The organism is Brevundimonas vitisensis (genome assembly GCF_016656965.1).
Taxonomy (GTDB): Bacteria; Pseudomonadota; Alphaproteobacteria; order Caulobacterales; family Caulobacteraceae; genus Brevundimonas; species Brevundimonas vitisensis.
On record NZ_CP067977.1, the window covers coordinates 525,127 to 541,582 of the forward strand.

A 16,456-nucleotide genomic window follows, 5' to 3' on the forward strand; every position below is an offset into this window, starting at 1 on the left:
GGGGCCTAAAAGCCCGGCGATGACCGACACCGCCCTGTCCCCCGCCCCGGTGCCCGCCAAGGCCAGCCCGTTTTACCAGCTTGAGGTGCTGTGGGTTCGCCACTGGACCGATCAGCTGTTCAGCTTTGCTGTCGCCCGGCCCGAGGACTTCCGGTTTCGCTCCGGCGAGTTCGTGATGATCGGCCTGCCCGGCGAGGACGGCGGCAAGCCGGTCCTGCGGGCCTATTCGATCGCCAGCCCGCACTGGGACGAACAGCTGGAGTTCTTCTCGATCAAGGTGCCCGACGGCCCGCTGACCTCGCGCCTTCAGAAGATCGTCGCCGGGGACACCGTCCTGATGGGCAAGAAGCCGACCGGCACCCTGGTGCTGGATGCCCTGACCGGCGGCGAGCGGCTGTGGCTGATCGGCACGGGCACTGGCCTGGCGCCGTGGCTGAGTGTCGCGCGCGATCCCGAGACCTATAGCCGGTTCGGCCGCGTCATCGTCTGCCACACGGTGCGGTCGGTAGCCGACCTGGCCTACCGCGACTTCTTCACCCAGGGCATCCACGATGATCCCCTGATCGGAGACGAGGCCCGGGCGCAGCTGACCTATTACCCGACGGTCACGCGAGAGGCATTTGAAACGCCGGGGCGGATCACCGACCGCATCAAGTCTGGTGCCGTCTTTGCCGATCTGGGCCTGCCGGACGGTTTCGATCCGGCGCGCGACCGGGTGATGCTGTGCGGGTCCATGGCCATGATCAAGGAAACCGGCGAACTGCTGGAGACCTATGGCCTGAAGGAAGGCTCCAACGCCGAGCCCGGCGATTATGTGCTGGAACGCGCATTCGTCGGCTGACGACTTGGCGAAGCAGCCATCTGCGGCTAACCCCCTGCGCATGCATAAGCCCGCCCTCGTCGCCGTCGATCCCCGGGTCGATCCCAGCGAATGCCAGACCATGATCGAGGTCCGCCAGGGCGTCGACGCCCTGGACCGCGCCCTGGTCGCGCTGATGGCCGAACGCCAGCGCTATATGGACGCCGCAGCCCGCATCAAGCCGGACCGGGACGCCGTCCATGACGAGGCCCGCATCGAGGATGTGGTGTCAAAGGTGCTGGCGGCGGCAAAGGCGCACCACCTCTCGCCCGACATCGCCGAGCCTGTGTGGCGCACCCTGATCGACCGCTGCATCGCCCACGAGTTCGGCGTCTACGATCGCACGCGCAGCTGAACGAGACGGCCGGGCGGAGTTTGATCACTCGATTTCGAACATCACCGTCAGCCGAGACCGGGCAACTACGGGTTTGGGCAGGGCTACCAAGGAAACTGCGGGGCGGACACGACTGCCGGTCACGACGACCTCGTCGACTTCGGTTGCCTCTGCAAAGGCCTCGGGCGGTACTGATGCGTCCTGAATACGGATGACCCGAAGGACGCGGTTGCCAGAGGCGCCGGCCAAGCCGTCTGCCTGTTGCCTTGCATCGGCATAAGCCGCCCGATCGGCTTCCTGCCGCAGCGAGGCGATATCCGAAAGGGAATAGGCATTCAGGCGTACTGAAGTCGCGCCAAGCTCCGAGGCCAGGGAAAGGGCATCGCCAGCCCTCGTGGCAGGCGCGGCTTCGAACTGAATGTCCATGGTCGCGGTGTAGCCAACGACGGGACAGCGGTCCTCGTCGTACCTGTCTCCGCAGGACCGATCATAGACCGGCTCCAACTCGACGTCGTCCGTTGTCAGACGGGCATCTTCGACCCCGTCCAGACTGGGCAGGGTCTCGACAACACGATCTTGAACAGTCGCCAGGGAACGCAACGCCGCAACCTGCGTGTCGCCGCGACCGCTGATTGTAACGTCAATCGCAAAGCGATCAGGTGGCGCACTGACTTCGGCAGACCCGCTGACGACGATCACAGGCCGCCCCGACGATGCGTCCTGACACAGCGCCGGTGATGCCATGGCAGCAAAGGCCGCCACGGAAAAAAGCTGGAAAACTCTCATCGTCGCACTCCCCGTCAGACGCGAGGAGATCCCGCCATCAGAGGGGCGTCAAGCCGCGCGCTTGATCTCGTTCTGGTCGTCCAGCAGCACGACGGTGGGCGACCACTGGCGGGCTTCCTGGGCGGGCAGTTGCCCATAGGTGACGACGATAACCTTGTCGTTCTTCTGGACCAGCCGGGCAGCAGCGCCGTTGACGCCGATCACCTTGGACCCGCGCGGGGCCTCGATCGCATAGGTGGTGAAACGCGCACCGGTCGTGATGTTCAGCACATCGACCTGTTCGTGGGCAAAGATGCCCGCGGCATCCAGCAGATCGGTGTCGATGGCGATGGAGCCTTCGTAATCCAGATCGGCTTGCGTCACCGTGGCGCGGTGCAGCTTGGACTTCATCAAAGTGACCAGCATGGGAGTTGCGGTCCGAACGTGACGCGGGGCAATCGGCCCCCGCTCGCAGGAGGCTGATATAGGGATTTCTGACCCGGCCATCAATCGCCATGCTGCGTTGCGGAATTGTGGCGCTATTCGCGCGTTACGGGACGTTCATTTGACGGTGACGGCCCGGCCTCTATGCTTCCTCGCTGGCCAAGCTGGGCCGCGCTGACGAAACGGCCGTCGACCTCATGAAACAGTTTTTCCTGACCCTGCTGGGCGTGTTCGCCGGCCTGATGCTGTTCTTTGTGGTGGTGCCATTCATCCTGATCACGGTGGCGATCAGTTCGGCCTCGTCGTCCAAGCCGGCGACGCCGCGCAATGCGGTGCTGGAGCTGGACCTGCGCGAAGGCCTGACCGATCAGACCTCGGCCAATCCGTTCGCCGCCTTTGGCGGGTCCGGCCTGTCGGTGGTGCAGGTTGTGGACGTGCTGGCCCAGGCCGGCGACGACAGCAGCGTAAAGGCCCTGCTGATCCGCCTGCCCGAGGCCGGCATGACGCCCGCCGCCGCCGATGAGGTGCGCCAGGCCGTGCGCCGCTTCCGCGCCACGGGCAAGCCGGTCATTGCTCACTCTCAGGGCTTCCTGCCGGTCGGTGCCGTGATCTCCAGCTATATGGTCGGGGCCTCGGCGTCCGAGCTGTGGATGCAAAACACGTCCAGCTTCCAGGCCACAGGCTTTTCGACCGAAGAAATCTTCCTGGGCCGAGCGTTCGACAGATACGGCCTGCAGCCGCAGTTCGAGCAGCGGTACGAGTTCAAGAACGCCGTCAACGGCTATACCGAAAGCGACTTCACCCCGGCGCATCGCGAGGCGATGACGGCCTGGATGACCTCCATCTATGACGGTGCGGTCGCCAATGCCGCTCAGGATCGCAAGACGACGCCCGCCGCCCTGCGCACTGCGCTGGAGGCCGGTCCCTATTCTGCCGAGCAGGCTCTGGGTGCCAAGCTGATCGACAAGATCGGGCAGGTCGAGGAGGCCGAGGCCGAGGCCCTGCGGCGTGCGGGCAAGGGGTCCGAGATCATCAGCTTTGGCGACTACGCCTCGGCCCAGGGCTCGCGCGACGGCTCGGGCAAGTCCGCCATCGCCATCATCGGCGGCGAAGGCGCGATCATGACGGGCACCGGCGGCGGCGCCGACCCCTTCGGCGGCGGCTCCTCGATCCAGTCGGACGATTTGGCCGAGGCCATCTATGACGCGATCGAGGACAAGGATGTGAAGGCCATTGTGCTGCGCGTCTCGTCACCCGGGGGTTCGCCCGATGCGTCCGAACAGATCCTGGCCGCTGTGCGGGCAGCCAAGGCGGCGGGCAAGCCGGTCGTCGTGTCCATGGGCGCCTATGCTGCCTCCGGCGGATACTGGATCAGCTCCGAGGCCAGCTACATCGTCGCCCAGCCGTCGACCCTGACCGGATCGATCGGGGTTTTCGGCGGCAAGTTCGTGATGGCCGAGGCTCTTGGACGGTTCGGCGTCGACCTGCGCGGCCTTTCGGTCGGCGGCGACTATGCCGACGCCTTCTCGCCGGCCGAACCGTTCAGCGCCGATCAACGCGCGGCCTTCTCGCAGTCTATCGACCGGACCTATGACCAGTTCATCGCCCGCGTCTCGGCTGGCCGCCGCCTGCCCGAGGGCCGGGTGCGCGAAATCGCCCGCGGTCGGGTTTGGACCGGAGCGCAAGCCAAGGCCCTGGGCCTGGTCGACGAACTGGGCGGCCTGCACGAGGCCATTGGCGCCGCACGTCGCCTGGCGAAAATTCCGGACGACGAATCGGTGCGGTTCAAGCGCTTCCCCGAGCCCAAGTCGCCGTGGGAGGCCCTGTCTTCGGTGTTTGGTGTGCAGAGCGAGGCGGCGCGCGCCCTGGTCATGCTGGGTGGGATTATGGCCGATCCGGAGGTCCAGGCCGTGACCCAGCGCGTTCAGGCCGACCGTATGCGCCGCGAGGGTGCGGTGGTTCTGGCCGATCGGCCACTGGGCTGATCGGTGCCAGGGGCGGCTGCGACACACTCTCCTGTGAAGCGCCCGTTCCTTGACGGTTCATCTGTATGGACCGACATTGAGACGTGAGCGTTGTTTCCCGCGCTCAGCAAGGAAATGCGATGACCCAGTCCGACCGGTTTGCTCATATCGGTTTTGCCGCGCGTCGGCGCCCCAGCGGCCTGATGGCCCCGCTGATGTGGCTGGGCGGCGCGACGGCTGCGGTGATTGCGATGGCTGTCGGGGCCCTGCTGGCCGTATTCGCGGCCGCAGCCGTTGCCGTGATCGCAGTGGTGGGGGCGATGCTGATCTTTCTGACCGGTTTTGCCATGCGCGCGCGCCGGGCGCTGGCCCCGCGCGGTCGTCGGTCCGATGACGTCATCGAAGCCCGCAAGATCGATGGCGCGTGGGTCACCTATGGGTGGGAACGTCACGGCCGGTCCTGAGAAGATCGCCATGCCGCCGGTCACCGAGCGTCCCTCCCCCAATTTCGACGCCCGGCGGAGCCCGCCGGATATGCTGATCCTGCACTACACCGGCATGAAGACGGCTGAGGAGGCGGTCGAGCGCCTGTGCGACCCCGCCGCCCGGGTGTCGGCCCACTATGTCGTCGACGAGGACGGATCGATCCTGCGGCTGGTGCCTGAGGAACGCCGCGCCTGGCATGCAGGCAAGGGTGTCTGGATGGGTGAGACCGACTGCAATGCCGCCTCCATCGGCATCGAGATCGTCAATCCGGGCCATGAGTGGGGCTATCGCGATTTTCCTGAGGCTCAAGTCCAGGCTGTCATCGGCCTGGTTGCCGACATCCGCTCGCGCTGGAGCATTCCTGACGTTCGGATCATCGGCCACTCCGACATGGCTCCTGACCGAAAGCAGGACCCAGGAGAGCGCTTTCCCTGGAAAACCCTGGCAGCGGCAGGACATGGCCTGTGGTTCGAACCGGCGCCCGAGCGGATCGCGGCCTTAGGCGCACCCTTGGGTCCCGGCGACGAAGGGCTGGGGGTCATCGTCCTGCGGGCCGGGCTGCATCGGCTGGGATATGGACTCCAGCCCGGCGGGATCTACGACGAGGAAACCCGCCTGACGGTCGAGGCCTTTCAGCGCCACTGGCGGCCGGCACAGGTGGACGGCATCGCCGATGGCCAGACCCGCGCCACCCTGATGGGCGTGCTGCAGCTGGCCACAGCCGAGAGTGTGACAGGCGTGCTGAACTGAACCCGGATTGACGCGCGCATCGCCGCAGCGCATCTGTCTGCTGCCAGACGGCCGGGCGGTCGCGGCGTGGACCTTCCGTCCGCGTCGAGGAAAGTCCGGGCTCCACGGTGAAAAGGCGGCGGGTAATGCCCGCCCGGGGTGACCCGAGGGATAGCGCCACAGAAAGCAAACCTCCGGCCCTGCGGGACCGGTAAGGGTGAAAGGGTGGGGTAAGAGCCCACCGCGTCGGCGGCAACGTCGGCGGCATGGCAAGCCCCGCCTGGAGCAAGACCGAATAGGGATGTCGCGCGCGGGCTCGCCCGTGCCGGGCTCACCGCCCGAGGCATCCGGGTAGGTCGCGAGAACCGGTCAGCAATGGCCGGTCCAGAGGAATGATCGTCGCTGCTCTTCGGAGCGGAACAGAACCCGGCTTACAGGCCGTCTGGCATTTCCATCACGACGGCTGGCCGCGCAGGTAGCGCGCGTGGAGCAGAGGCGCACCCAGCCAGTAGGCCAGTTCGGCGGGGCGCTGGATGTCCCACACAGCCAGGTCGGCGCGCTTTCCCGCCTCGATCGTGCCGATGCGGTCGGACAGACCCAGGGCCTGGGCAGCGTTCCGGGTCGCTCCGGCCAGGGCCTCCTCGGGCGTCAGGCGGAACTGAACACAGGCCAGGTTCAACGCCGCCGTCATGGAGGCGACCGGCGATGTGCCGGGATTGCAATCGGTCGCCACCGCCATCCGGACTCCATGCGTTCGGAACAGCTCGACCGGCGGTACCGTCGTCTCCCGCAGCATCAGATAGGCGCCGGGCAGCAGAACTGCGGCGACTCCAGCCTCGGCCATGGCGCGCACCCCTGCCTCAGTGGTGTGCTCGACGTGGTCGGCCGACAGCGCCCGATAGCGCCCCGCCAGGGCGGCTCCCCCTCCGTCCGACAGCTGATCGGCATGCAGCTTGACCGGCAGCCCCAGGGCAGCGGCACGGTCGAACAGCCGCGCGACCTCGGCCGTCGAAAAGGCGATGGGCTCGCAATAGGCATCGACCGCATCGACCAGACCTTCGGCATGGGCGGCCGGCAGGATGTCGTCCACCGCCAGATCGACATAGGTGACACGGTCTGCGCGATGCTCCGGCGGCACGGCGTGCAGGCCCAGATAGCTGGTGCGGACGCGCACACCGGCCTCGTGGCCGATGCGCCGGGCGACCCTCAACATCCTGAGTTCGGTGTCGCGATCCAGGCCATAGCCGGACTTGATCTCGACTGTCGTGACGCCGCTGGCCTTCAGTCCCGCCAGCCGCCGCAGGGCAGAGGCATAGAGATCGTCTTCGGACGCCGCCCGCGTCGCCGCGACGGTGGAGACGATTCCGCCGCCCGCCTGCGCGATCTGCTCATAGGTCGCGCCGCCCAGACGTTGCTCGAACTCGCCCGAGCGATTGCCGCCGAAGACCAGATGGGTGTGACAGTCGATCAGGCCGGGCGTGACCCAGCGACCACCCATCTGATCGGTCTGGGCCGCTTCGTGATCGGGCAGGTCAGCGCGCGGACCGGCAAAGGCGATGTCGCCATCCCGGATCAGGACCGCGCCGTCGTCGATCGCGCCATAGGGCCCCTGCCCCTCGACCATGGTCGCCAGACGGCAGTCGACGATCAGCCGGTCGAACCGCTCAGCCACGGGCCTGGAACCCCGCCAGAAGCTCGCAGAACCAGCGCCCGGCTGTCAGTGAGCCCAGGTCGCCGACATCCAGCGACGGGTCATATTCGGTCAGGTCCACGGCCCGGACCTTGGGATGCGCTCCGATAAGTCGGGTGGCGTCGAAGACGTCCTGGGCCGGCAGGCCACCGGGACGCGCGCCCGGTGAGGCGGGCCAATGGCTGCGATCGATCACGTCGATATCGACATCGACATAGATGACGTCCACCAGCGCCGACAGCCGTTCCAGCTCCTGCGCTACAAGGGCGCTCAAGCCCTGGGTGCGACAATCGCGAGCCGTCCGGACGGTAATGCCGGCGGCCATTGCCTTCTCATGAGCCCGGCGGGTGTTGGCGAAGGGAGCCAGGCCCAGCTGGCTGACCCGCACCCCGTCCAGGCCGTCATCCAGCAGGGCCTGGACCGGATTGCCATTGGTCAGGCCCTGATCGGTGTCGCGCAGGTCGAAATGGGCGTCCAGGGTCAGCAGACCCGCTCGCTCCAGGCCAAGGCCATGCAGACCGGGCCGGGTGATCGCATTATTGCCGCCGACGATGATCGTCAGCGACCGATCGGCCTGGGCCGCGACGGCATGGCGGATCGGCTCGAAAGCCTCGGCCGGCGAAAGGGCTTTGAGCGCCAGATCGCCGGCGTCATGGACGGCACAGTCCAGATCTGCACCGGTCTCCACATCATAGATGGAAAAGCGCGGCAGGACGGCGCGGAACGCTCGAGGCCCCAGGTCGCAACGTCCCGGCGTGAGGGACCGCTCGTTCAAGGGGGCCCCGACCAGGGCGACGGGCGCAGCCGGATGCTCACCGATCAGGTCGGCGATGCTGCGCCAGGACAGGGCCTCTGAATCCGTCATCGGCCTATCCTACATCCGGAACACGCCGAAGGTCGTGTCGGGAATGGGGGCGTTCAGGCTGGCGCTGATGGCCAGTCCCAAAACGTCCCGCGTCTGGGCCGGATCGATGATGCCGTCGTCCCACAGCCGTGCGGTGGCATAGTAGGGATTACCCTCATCTTCGTATTTCTGGCGGATCGGAGCCTTGAAGGCCTCGGCCTGCTCGGGCGTCCAGGTCTCTGCGTCGCGGTGCACGGTCGCCAGGACCGAGGCCGCCTGTTCGCCCCCCATCACGCTGATGCGGCTGTTGGGCCAGGTGAACAGGAAGCGGGGCGAATAGGCCCGCCCGCACATTCCATAGTTTCCGGCCCCGAACGAACCGCCGATCAGCACGGTGAATTTGGGCACTTCGGCACTGGCCACGGCCGTGACCAGCTTTGCCCCGTCCTTGGCGATGCCGCCGGCCTCATACTTCCCGCCGACCATGAAGCCGGAGATGTTCTGAAGGAAGACCAGCGGAATCTTGCGCTTGCACGCCAGTTCGATGAAGTGCGCCCCCTTCTGCGCGCTCTCGCTAAACAGGACGCCATTGTTGGCCAGGATGGCGACGGGATAGCCCCAGATCCGCGCGAAGCCGCAGATCAGGGTCTGGCCGTAGAGCGCCTTGAACTCCTCGAACTCCGACCCGTCGACGATGCGGGCGATGACCTCGCGCACGTCATAGGGGGCGCGGACGTCGTCGGGGATGATGCCGTAAAGGTCCTCAGCTTCGAAGGCCGGCGCACGCGTCCCGCGCACGTCCAGGGCGACGTCCTTGACCGTGTTCAGAGTGGCCACGATCGATCGCACAATCTCCAGCGCGTGCTCATCGTTCTCGGCCACATGATCGACCACGCCTGACCTGCGCCCATGAGTCTCGGCCCCGCCCAGTTCCTCGGCCGAGATGACCTCGCCCGTCGCCGCCTTCACCAGCGGCGGCCCGGCCAGGAAGATGGTGCCCTGGTTCCGCACGATGACCGTCTCGTCAGACATGGCGGGCACATAGGCACCGCCCGCCGTGCAGGATCCCATGACACAGGCGATCTGGGGGATGGCGCGCGCGCTCATCCGGGCCTGGTTGAAGAAGATGCGGCCGAAATGTTCGCGGTCGGGAAAAACCTCGGCCTGGTGCGGCAGGTTCGCGCCACCCGAATCGACCAGATAGACGCAGGGCAGCCGGTTCTGTTCGGCGATCTCCTGAGCGCGCAGGTGTTTCTTGACCGTCAGGGGGAAGTAGGCCCCGCCCTTCACCGTCGGATCATTGGCCACGATCATGACCTCGCGTCCCGAGACCCGACCGATGCCGCAGATCATGCCCGCACCCGGAGCCCCTTCGGGGTCACGCGCGTCGCCATACATCCCGTTGGCGGCCAGTTGTCCGATCTCCAGGAAGGGCGAGCCGGGGTCCAGCAACCGCTCCACCCGATCGCGGGGCAGCAGCTTCCCGCGCGAGACATGGCGTTGCCGCGATGCCTCCGATCCGCCCAGGGCAGCCTGAGCCACCTTTGCCCGCAGTTCATCACGCAAGGCGCGGTTGTGACGGTCCAGCGCCTTGAAGGCAGGGCTATTGCGGTCGATCGCAGAGGTCAGCTTGGGCATGCCGCAGGTTTAGGAGGGAAAGCCCGCCGCGCAAAGTGCCGCCCGCATCCCTCCTGTCAAAACGCTCAGGATTGGAAGACGTACCGACAGCTATGCCCCGGTGCGCTGGCATCGGTGCCGTCTCCGAACCAGAACCCGTCCAGCACGAGTTTTCCGTCCGCCTGGATCTTCGCCTCGCCGGACAGATCCATGTTCGCGGCGAGCCCATTGCCGCCCTCGATCGTCAGGCTGAGCGCCCCGGTCGTGTCGTCGAAGGCCGACTGGCCCTCCATGTCCCTGCGCACCTCGAACGGAACAAAGGTGCCCGACCACGACCCATCCGCGCGAAACAGCAGTTCACGCAATGGCTCGGATGGGCTTGCTCCGCCTTCGCAACTCACGGCCTCCTGCCGCCACAGTCCCGTCAGTACGACGGCATCCGTCGCAACGATGACGACGGAGCGCGTGACCTGCGCACCGTTCAACCGCGCCGTGATGCTCAAAGCGCCCGGTTTTGCGGTCTGTGTCACGACCAGCCGCGAATGATCGGCGGACCATTGCGCGACACCGGGCTCGGACAAGGTCCAGTCGTCGAAACAGGCGATGGGCACCCTGTCGGCCGACCACGGATTCTCCTGGAATACCGCAGAGACCGTCAGCTCCGTGCCCGGCCTGACCAGGCTCGGAGCCGTATGAAGAGAGACATAGTCTGGATCGAAGGCGGCACAGGTCTGGATCAATTCGGCAGATCGGCGCGTCACCTTCTCCGCTGCCTGGCCGCCAGCGCAGCCGGTCGTCGCCAGAAGCAACAAACTGAAAACCGCGCCCGACTTCATGCGTACGGATTATGACATAGGCCCCCCCCCTCTGGATTGTGATGTAACTTCGCACGATCAGGGGCGGTGTCAGCGATTCAATCCTGACAAGTCGTGACCTGGGCGATCAGAATCTGCGATAGTCAGCCCATGACCAAGGTCCGTCGCGACACACTGGAACAGGCGCTGGACCGGCTGTTCAACAGCGGCGGAGGCAAGGGGGCCAGTTGGTTCGCCCTGACGGGTGGCGAGCCGCTTTTCACCGAAGGCGACCAGGCCGACACCCTTTACCTTCTGCGCGCAGGCCGGCTGGGCGTGTTTCGACAGGACGAGGCGTCACAGACGCCACAGTTCGTCGGCGTCATCCGGCCCGGTGAGCCGGCGGGCGAAATGGCCATGCTGGCCGATACGCCCCATACGGCCAGTGTGGTCGCCCTGCGCGACAGCGAGATTCTGGCCCTGCCCCGCGACGCCTTCTTTACCGCCGCCCGGCATCAGCCGGACCTGATGGTCGAGCTGGCGCGGCTGATGATGCAGCGGGCGCGCAACCGCAATGCCGCCGGTAGCGAGCCCAGTGTCTTCGGCTTTGTCTCGTCCAGGCCCCGACCCATCCGCGCCTTTGTCGAACGGGTCGCCGCAGCGATCGAGGCCCAGGGGTCCAGCTGTCAGGTCATCGACCATTCTGCCCTCAGCTCGGCGGCCGACTGGTTCTCGCGGGTCGAGGATACGCACGACTTTGTCCTGTATGTCGCCGAGCAGGATGAACCGGCCTGGGCCTCTCTCTGCGCTCGCCAGGTGGATCGACTGTTCGTTGTGGCCGATCCGCTGCTGGCCCCGGCACGACATCCCGTTCCTCGCAGCCGCGCCTTTGACGAACAGCAGCGCACAGACCTGATTCTGCTGCGTGATCCGCGCATGACCCGCCCGGCCAACACCAAGATCTGGCTGGATGCGGTCAACCCCAGCCGCTGGTTCCACGTACAGGACGGCGAAGCCGCCGACGCTGAGCGGATCGCCCGCGTCGTGACCGGAACAGCAGTCGGCCTGGTGCTCTCCGGGGGCGGCGCGCGGGCCTATGCCCACATCGGCGCGATCAGGGCCCTGGCCGAGGCCCGGATTCCGCTCGATTTCCTCGGTGGATCGTCGATGGGAGCGGTCGTTGCGGCGGGGCCCGCGCTGGGCTGGTCGCAGGAAGAACTGGAAGCCCGCATCCGCAAGGCCTTTGTCGTCAGCGACCCGCTGTCGGACATTACCATGCCCCTGGTCGCCATGACGCGCGCGGGCAAGGTCGCGCGGCTGTTGCAGGAGGCCTATGGCGAAATCGACATCGCCGACATGGCCCGGCCCTTCTTCGCAGTTTCGACCAATCTGACGACAGGAAGGATCGAGGTTCATCGCCGGGGTCTTCTGCGCAGCGCCATGCGCGCCTCGATCTCCATCCCGGGGGTCATGCCGCCTGTGGTCATGGACGGACAGGTTCTGGTGGACGGCGCGGTGCTCAAGAACTTCCCCGCCGAGGTGATGCGCCAGTTCAGCGGCGGCCCGATCATTGGCGTCGACATGTCCCAGGTTCGCGGCGTCGACCCCGCGTCGCTTGAAAACCCGCCGTCCTGGTGGCGATGGATCGCGTCAGGGGCCTGGAAGCGAGGCCCGCCGATCGTTGCGGTGCTGATGCGGGCGGCGACGCTGACCACGGATGCGGATGTGGATACATCGCGCGCCGCCACTGACCTGCTGATCCAGCCTACGCCCGAGGGCATGGACATTCGGGACTGGAAGGCCTTTGCGCCGGCTGTCGACGCCGGCTATTCGGCCGCCCTGGCTGCCCTGGCTGGCCTGGACACGCCGGTCACCGACCTGCGGCGCCGTCCCAGCCGCGTCAACGCCGCCGCGCAACCAGGAACAGCCGCGGAAACGGCAGCAGCGTCTTCCCCGAAGGGCGCACCGGAAACGCGTCCGAAAGGGCGTCCGAAAGGGCCGACAGGAACTGCCGCCTGAGATCCGGCGTCGCGTCCAGTGCGGTCAGATGAGGCGTCAGTCCGGCCCCCATCAACCAGTTCAAGACCGGATCAGCCCCCTCAAGCGCATGGAGATAGGTCGTCGACCAGATGTCGATCGCCTCGCATTCCGTTGCCAGAATGTCGAAATAGTCCTGTGATGACAGGGGGTCCGCGGCCGGTGGCACGTTCCTGAGCGCCTGCGCCCATGGCCCCTGCCCCGCCACGCGGGCGACGACCTGATGATGCAAGGGCGCGGCACGCAGTGGCATCTGGGCGGCCAGCACCCCGCCGGGCGCAAGAGCGCCGACAAGGCGTGGCAGCAACGAGCGATGGTCGGGCAGCCAGTGCAGAACCGCATTGGCCAGGATCAGGTCGGCGGGGACGGCAGGCTGCCAATCATCGATCCGACCCAGCTGCCAGTCGATCTCCTGCGCAAGATCGCGCGCCGCCGCGATCATCGCATCGCTGGCATCCAGCCCGTGCACATTGGCCCCGGGGTGCCGACGCTTCAACAGAGCCGCGTGCTGGCCCGTACCGCAGCCCAGATCCCAGATTTCGCGGGGTTGAAGGTCGTCCGGGAGACGCAACAGGAGGTCCAGGGCCGCGCGGTCGCGCTCATCCTGAAACCTAGAATACTGGCTGGGGTCCCAACGGGATTCGACCACGTGACGACCCCTGCCGTATGCAGCGATGATGGTACCGCCTCTCAGGCTTGAACTGAGGACCTCCGGCTCCACAAACCGGCGCTCTAACCAACTGAGCTAAGGCGGCGCGATCAACGCGAGGCAGGCTGTCTAGCGGGGTCGTCGACTGCAATCAAGCAAGACAGGCCTTATTTCCGCGTCTACCAGCCTCGGCTGGCAATATAGCGCTCCAGCTCCGCGATACGGGTGGCGTCGGACGGGTGCGTCGAGGCGAATTCCGGCGCGGCAGCCTGCCGCTGAGCCGCCATCAGGCGCCAGAGGGCCACTGCCTCGGTCGGGCGAAATCCTGCGGCGGCCAGATAGTCGACCCCCAGACGGTCCGCTTCCAGCTCGTCGCGCCGCGAATAGGGCAGAAGCACGCCGTATTGGGCCGCCAATCCCCCGATCGAGCCCACGGCCTGACCGTAGTCGCCTGATGCTCCCTGGGCGATCTGCAGCCCGACGCTGGTCAGAGCCGTGCTGGAATAGCGCTCGGCGGCGTGCCGTCCCACGACATGGCCGACCTCGTGCCCCAGGACGGCGGCGAGCTGGTCGTCGTTCCGGACCAAGGCCAGAAGGCCGGTGGTCACCCCGATCTTGCCCGAAGGCAGGACGAAGGCGTTCGGGCTGTCACTGACGAACACGGCATAGTCCCAGCTGCGATTGGTCAGACCGGCTGCCTGGACGATCCGATCGCCAATGCGCCGAACGCGCTGGTTCAGAGCGGCGTCACGCGAAATCGGCTGGGTGCGCAAGGCTTCGGCCCACGCGACATCTGCCTGCTGAATGAGGCTGGCGTCATCAACGATGAGCAACTGATTGCGCCCGAGGGTCTCGTTATAGGCGCACGCCCCAAGACTGGACACTGTCAGGGCTCCGACAGCGACCGCCGCCAATACTTTTGTCTTCGTACGCTTCATGACCGCTCTCCGCCGTGGTGGTTTGTCTCACAACGCCAAGCTGAGCCATAGGTTCGATCAGGAACCCTCGCTAACTGCACAAAGAAAAACACCCCGGAGCAAGCTCCGGGGTGTTCTTCGGTTTGAACCGTCAGACCCCTTATTCGGGAGCCTGGAAGCGGAGGGTGATGTTCACCCGACCGCCGGTGGCGACACCATCGACCGAGCGCGGCGACATGACCGCGCCGCGAACCGCGGAAACCGCAGCCCGGCCGAAGCCGGCGCCGGCAGGTTCCTCGCTGGTCACGCTACAATCCGTAACGCGACCGTTCGGCTGGACCGCGCACTGGATCGTGGCGGATCCGCTGATGCCACGCTCCAGAGCCCGTTCGGGGTAGGCGTTGCTGACGTCCGGACGACGGCTCCAGCTCGGGTTGCTGATAACCGGCGGACGGGCAGGTGCCGGAGGCGCAGGCGGAGGCGGGGGTCCGGGGATGTTGACCGGAGGTCCCGTGTACTCGATCCGATCCTCTTTCTTGGTCGGCGTCAGGTTGACGGTCGCCGGAGGCGGCGGCGCGTTCGGCGTCAGGACCGGCTCGCGGACCTGAAGCTTCGGCGGCGGCGGGGTGTCCGGCGGCGGCGGCGGGGGCGGAGGCGGCGGAGGCGGCGGCGGGGCCGGCTCGATCAGCTCCACATCCACCACGTCGTCGCTGTATTCCTTCAACTTCAGCTCGAACTTGGCCTGGTTGACGTAATACAGCATGACCGCGAACAGAATGGTCGAGACCGACAGGGCCAGAAGCCAGATGCCGACCGAGACCCCCATGAAGCCCTTCTTGCGAGGGGCGTCATAGCGACTGCGATGATACTCAACGGGTGTGTCTGTCATCTATGATCGGCCTTACTGTGCAGTATCTTCGCCGACCAGGGCGACGCTGTAGAAGCCATTATCCTGCAAGGCATTCATCACCTGCATGAAATCGCCGTACCGAGTCTGCTGGTCCGCACGGATGAAGATACGCTCATCGTCGGGATTGCGACCACCGATCAGGCGACGGAGATCATCTCCGAGGCCCTCGACGCTGGTCCGTCCGTCGCCGATGAAGACATCGCCGTCCGACTGGATGGAGATGAACACCGGCTTGGGCGGGTTCTCTTGCGGGGGAGCGACCGCGCGGGGCAGTGTCACCTCCACCGACACGGTGGCCAAAGGCGCGGCCACCATGAAGATGATGAGGAGAACCAGCATGATATCAACGAAAGGCGTAACGTTGATATCCGCGTTCTGCTCGACGTGATACTTGCCGCCGCCGCCTCCGGAAAGTTTGGCGGCCATCGGACTTAGGCTCCCTTGTCTAGCTGACGCGAGATGGCGTTCAGCAGTTCCGCGGCGAAGCCGTCAGAGCGGGTGCCATAGGCCGAGATGCGGGTGTTGAAGTAGTTGTAGAAGATAACCGCCGGGATAGCGGCGAACAGACCGATACCGGTGGCCAGCAGCGCCTCGGCGATACCGGGGGCGACGACGGCCAGGTTGGTGGTGTTCGACTGGGCGATACCGATGAAGGAGTTCATGATCCCGTAAACGGTACCGAACAGACCCACGAACGGGCCGGTCGAACCGGTCGAGGCCAGGAACTGCTGTCCACCCGACAGACGGGCAGCCAGACCGGCCTGAACGGCGGCAACCGCCGATTGGGCACGGAACAGAGCCGAGTCGCGGTGATCGCCGGTGACGCTGAGGCCAGCCTGACGCGACAGTTCGATTTCTTCGGTGGCCGCAGCGGCCATGTCGGCCAGCGGGTTGCCGTCGAACTCATCCGAGGTGGCCACACGACGCATGTCGGCGATGGTGCGGGCTCCACGGAAGGATTCCAGGAACTGGTCGGTCTTGCGGTTCAGGCCGCCGAACTCGAACATTTTGATGAGGAGGATGGTCCAGGAGAAGATGGAGGCCAGGACCAGGCCGATCATGACGACCTTAACGACCAGGCCGGCTTCCATGAACATGGAGACCGGGGTGATGTCGCCGTGGCCTTCGCCGCCGACGGCGTCGCCGACGTTGCCGGGATCGGTTTCAGTGGTGGCGGCCGGGGCCGGGGCAGCGGCCGGGGCAGCCGCAGCCGGAGCGGTGGCGGCCGGCGGTGTCGTGGCGTCTTGCGCCAGCACCGGAGTGCCCGTCATCAGGACGGCAGCGCCGGCCAGAGCGAGAATGATGTTCGTCTTCTTGAGCATAGTTCGCCAGTTCCTGCTGTGGTCTGACTCGAGGGACCCATGAGCCGAGGTCGAAACCACGGCCCAGTGAAATGTGATCGTTCGCCATATCGACC

17 protein-coding genes, 1 tRNA gene and 1 other RNA gene are annotated in these 16,456 nt (G+C 66.3%); 7 read left to right on the forward strand and 12 right to left on the reverse strand.

Annotated features, from left to right (window positions below; translation table 11 throughout):
- Positions 1-19: 19 nt before the first annotated feature.
- Together JIP62_RS02590 and JIP62_RS02595 are read left to right on the forward strand one after the other, a co-directional pair.
- Complete coding sequence (locus JIP62_RS02590) at positions 20-841, forward strand: ferredoxin--NADP reductase (RefSeq protein WP_201103391.1); 822 nt, start codon at positions 20-22, stop codon at positions 839-841.
- 40 nt (positions 842-881) lie between these two features.
- Positions 882-1,214, forward strand: a complete 333-nt coding sequence (locus JIP62_RS02595) for a chorismate mutase (RefSeq protein WP_201103392.1) — start codon at positions 882-884, stop codon at positions 1,212-1,214.
- Between the two features lie 24 nt (positions 1,215-1,238).
- Here the strand turns inward: JIP62_RS02595 and JIP62_RS02600 are convergent, their stop codons facing one another.
- Together JIP62_RS02600 and panD are read right to left on the reverse strand one after the other, a co-directional pair.
- The gene (locus JIP62_RS02600; protein ID WP_201103393.1) at positions 1,239-1,979 is read right to left on the reverse strand and encodes an SIMPL domain-containing protein; all 741 of its coding nucleotides are present in this window, start codon (positions 1,977-1,979) and stop codon (positions 1,239-1,241) included.
- 48 nt (positions 1,980-2,027) lie between these two features.
- Entirely contained in the window at positions 2,028-2,384 is a 357-nt protein-coding gene (gene panD / locus JIP62_RS02605) for an aspartate 1-decarboxylase (protein ID WP_201103394.1), read from the reverse strand.
- A gap of 215 nt (positions 2,385-2,599) precedes the next feature.
- Between panD and sppA the strand changes: the two genes are divergently transcribed.
- From sppA to rnpB, 4 genes are all read left to right on the forward strand, one after another.
- The gene (gene sppA / locus JIP62_RS02610; protein ID WP_201103395.1) at positions 2,600-4,387 is read left to right on the forward strand and encodes a signal peptide peptidase SppA; all 1,788 of its coding nucleotides are present in this window, start codon (positions 2,600-2,602) and stop codon (positions 4,385-4,387) included.
- A gap of 119 nt (positions 4,388-4,506) precedes the next feature.
- Positions 4,507-4,830 carry a hypothetical protein gene (locus JIP62_RS02615; protein WP_201103396.1) on the forward strand — a complete coding sequence of 108 codons (324 nt, stop codon included), beginning with the start codon at positions 4,507-4,509 and terminating at the stop codon, positions 4,828-4,830.
- A 10-nt stretch (positions 4,831-4,840) separates the two neighbouring features.
- Positions 4,841-5,602, forward strand: coding sequence for an N-acetylmuramoyl-L-alanine amidase (locus tag JIP62_RS02620; RefSeq protein WP_201103397.1), 762 nt, complete (start codon positions 4,841-4,843; stop codon positions 5,600-5,602).
- Between the two features lie 43 nt (positions 5,603-5,645).
- Positions 5,646-6,031: RNase P RNA component class A (gene rnpB / locus JIP62_RS02625), an RNA gene on the forward strand.
- 4 nt (positions 6,032-6,035) lie between these two features.
- Here the strand turns inward: rnpB and hutI are convergent.
- From hutI to JIP62_RS02645, 4 genes are all read right to left on the reverse strand, one after another.
- Positions 6,036-7,205, reverse strand: coding sequence for an imidazolonepropionase (gene hutI / locus JIP62_RS02630; protein ID WP_201104514.1), 1,170 nt, complete (start codon positions 7,203-7,205; stop codon positions 6,036-6,038).
- Between the two features lie 40 nt (positions 7,206-7,245).
- Positions 7,246-8,136 carry an agmatinase family protein gene (locus JIP62_RS02635; RefSeq protein WP_201103398.1) on the reverse strand — a complete coding sequence of 297 codons (891 nt, stop codon included), beginning with the start codon at positions 8,134-8,136 and terminating at the stop codon, positions 7,246-7,248.
- Between the two features lie 9 nt (positions 8,137-8,145).
- Positions 8,146-9,753 carry a carboxyl transferase domain-containing protein gene (locus JIP62_RS02640; RefSeq protein WP_201103399.1) on the reverse strand — a complete coding sequence of 536 codons (1,608 nt, stop codon included), beginning with the start codon at positions 9,751-9,753 and terminating at the stop codon, positions 8,146-8,148.
- 65 nt (positions 9,754-9,818) lie between these two features.
- Positions 9,819-10,568: a hypothetical protein gene (locus JIP62_RS02645; RefSeq protein WP_201103400.1), complete on the reverse strand. Its 750-nt coding sequence runs from the start codon at positions 10,566-10,568 to the stop codon at positions 9,819-9,821.
- Between the two features lie 129 nt (positions 10,569-10,697).
- Between JIP62_RS02645 and JIP62_RS02650 the strand changes: the two genes are divergently transcribed.
- Complete coding sequence (locus JIP62_RS02650; RefSeq protein WP_201103401.1) at positions 10,698-12,545, forward strand: patatin-like phospholipase family protein; 1,848 nt, start codon at positions 10,698-10,700, stop codon at positions 12,543-12,545.
- Here the strand turns inward: JIP62_RS02650 and JIP62_RS02655 are convergent.
- The 6 genes from JIP62_RS02655 to exbB all read right to left on the reverse strand — a co-directional run bounded on the left by JIP62_RS02655 (position 12,427) and on the right by exbB (position 16,361).
- The gene (locus JIP62_RS02655) at positions 12,427-13,212 is read right to left on the reverse strand and encodes a methyltransferase (protein WP_201103402.1); all 786 of its coding nucleotides are present in this window, start codon (positions 13,210-13,212) and stop codon (positions 12,427-12,429) included. The two genes, JIP62_RS02650 and JIP62_RS02655, sit on opposite strands and share 119 nt — an antisense overlap.
- A 29-nt stretch (positions 13,213-13,241) precedes the next feature.
- Positions 13,242-13,318 (reverse strand) — tRNA-His (locus JIP62_RS02660).
- A gap of 73 nt (positions 13,319-13,391) precedes the next feature.
- Entirely contained in the window at positions 13,392-14,150 is a 759-nt protein-coding gene (locus tag JIP62_RS02665; protein WP_201103403.1) for a M48 family metallopeptidase, read from the reverse strand.
- Between the two features lie 139 nt (positions 14,151-14,289).
- The gene (locus JIP62_RS15205) at positions 14,290-15,018 is read right to left on the reverse strand and encodes an energy transducer TonB (RefSeq protein WP_201103404.1); all 729 of its coding nucleotides are present in this window, start codon (positions 15,016-15,018) and stop codon (positions 14,290-14,292) included.
- 12 nt (positions 15,019-15,030) lie between these two features.
- Positions 15,031-15,465 (reverse strand): biopolymer transporter ExbD, encoded by a 435-nt coding sequence (locus JIP62_RS02675; protein ID WP_201103405.1) that lies wholly within the window; start codon positions 15,463-15,465, stop codon positions 15,031-15,033.
- 5 nt (positions 15,466-15,470) lie between these two features.
- Entirely contained in the window at positions 15,471-16,361 is an 891-nt protein-coding gene (gene exbB, locus JIP62_RS02680) for a tonB-system energizer ExbB (RefSeq protein ID WP_201103406.1), read from the reverse strand.
- Between the last annotated feature and the right edge of the window lie 95 nt (positions 16,362-16,456).

Excerpts from the sequence above, each read along its gene's own strand:
- JIP62_RS02645 (WP_201103400.1), bottom strand. The coding sequence starts at position 10,568 with ATGAAGTCGGGCGCGGTTTTCAGTTTGTTGCTTCTGGCGACGACCGGC.
- exbB (WP_201103406.1), bottom strand. The coding sequence starts at position 16,361 with ATGCTCAAGAAGACGAACATCATTCTCGCTCTGGCCGGCGCTGCCGTC.
- panD (WP_201103394.1), bottom strand. The coding sequence starts at position 2,384 with ATGCTGGTCACTTTGATGAAGTCCAAGCTGCACCGCGCCACGGTGACG.
- JIP62_RS02665 (WP_201103403.1), bottom strand. The coding sequence starts at position 14,150 with ATGAAGCGTACGAAGACAAAAGTATTGGCGGCGGTCGCTGTCGGAGCC.
- JIP62_RS02650 (WP_201103401.1), top strand. The coding sequence starts at position 10,698 with ATGACCAAGGTCCGTCGCGACACACTGGAACAGGCGCTGGACCGGCTG.
- JIP62_RS02595 (WP_201103392.1), top strand. The coding sequence starts at position 882 with ATGCATAAGCCCGCCCTCGTCGCCGTCGATCCCCGGGTCGATCCCAGC.
- JIP62_RS02635 (WP_201103398.1), bottom strand. The coding sequence starts at position 8,136 with ATGACGGATTCAGAGGCCCTGTCCTGGCGCAGCATCGCCGACCTGATC.
- JIP62_RS02600 (WP_201103393.1), bottom strand. The coding sequence starts at position 1,979 with ATGAGAGTTTTCCAGCTTTTTTCCGTGGCGGCCTTTGCTGCCATGGCA.
- JIP62_RS02620 (WP_201103397.1), top strand. The coding sequence starts at position 4,841 with ATGCCGCCGGTCACCGAGCGTCCCTCCCCCAATTTCGACGCCCGGCGG.
- JIP62_RS02615 (WP_201103396.1), top strand. The coding sequence starts at position 4,507 with ATGACCCAGTCCGACCGGTTTGCTCATATCGGTTTTGCCGCGCGTCGG.
- JIP62_RS02590 (WP_201103391.1), top strand. The coding sequence starts at position 20 with ATGACCGACACCGCCCTGTCCCCCGCCCCGGTGCCCGCCAAGGCCAGC.
- JIP62_RS02640 (WP_201103399.1), bottom strand. The coding sequence starts at position 9,753 with ATGCCCAAGCTGACCTCTGCGATCGACCGCAATAGCCCTGCCTTCAAG.
- JIP62_RS02675 (WP_201103405.1), bottom strand. The coding sequence starts at position 15,465 with ATGGCCGCCAAACTTTCCGGAGGCGGCGGCGGCAAGTATCACGTCGAG.
- sppA (WP_201103395.1), top strand. The coding sequence starts at position 2,600 with ATGAAACAGTTTTTCCTGACCCTGCTGGGCGTGTTCGCCGGCCTGATG.
- hutI (WP_201104514.1), bottom strand. The coding sequence starts at position 7,205 with ATGGTCGAGGGGCAGGGGCCCTATGGCGCGATCGACGACGGCGCGGTC.
- JIP62_RS15205 (WP_201103404.1), bottom strand. The coding sequence starts at position 15,018 with ATGACAGACACACCCGTTGAGTATCATCGCAGTCGCTATGACGCCCCT.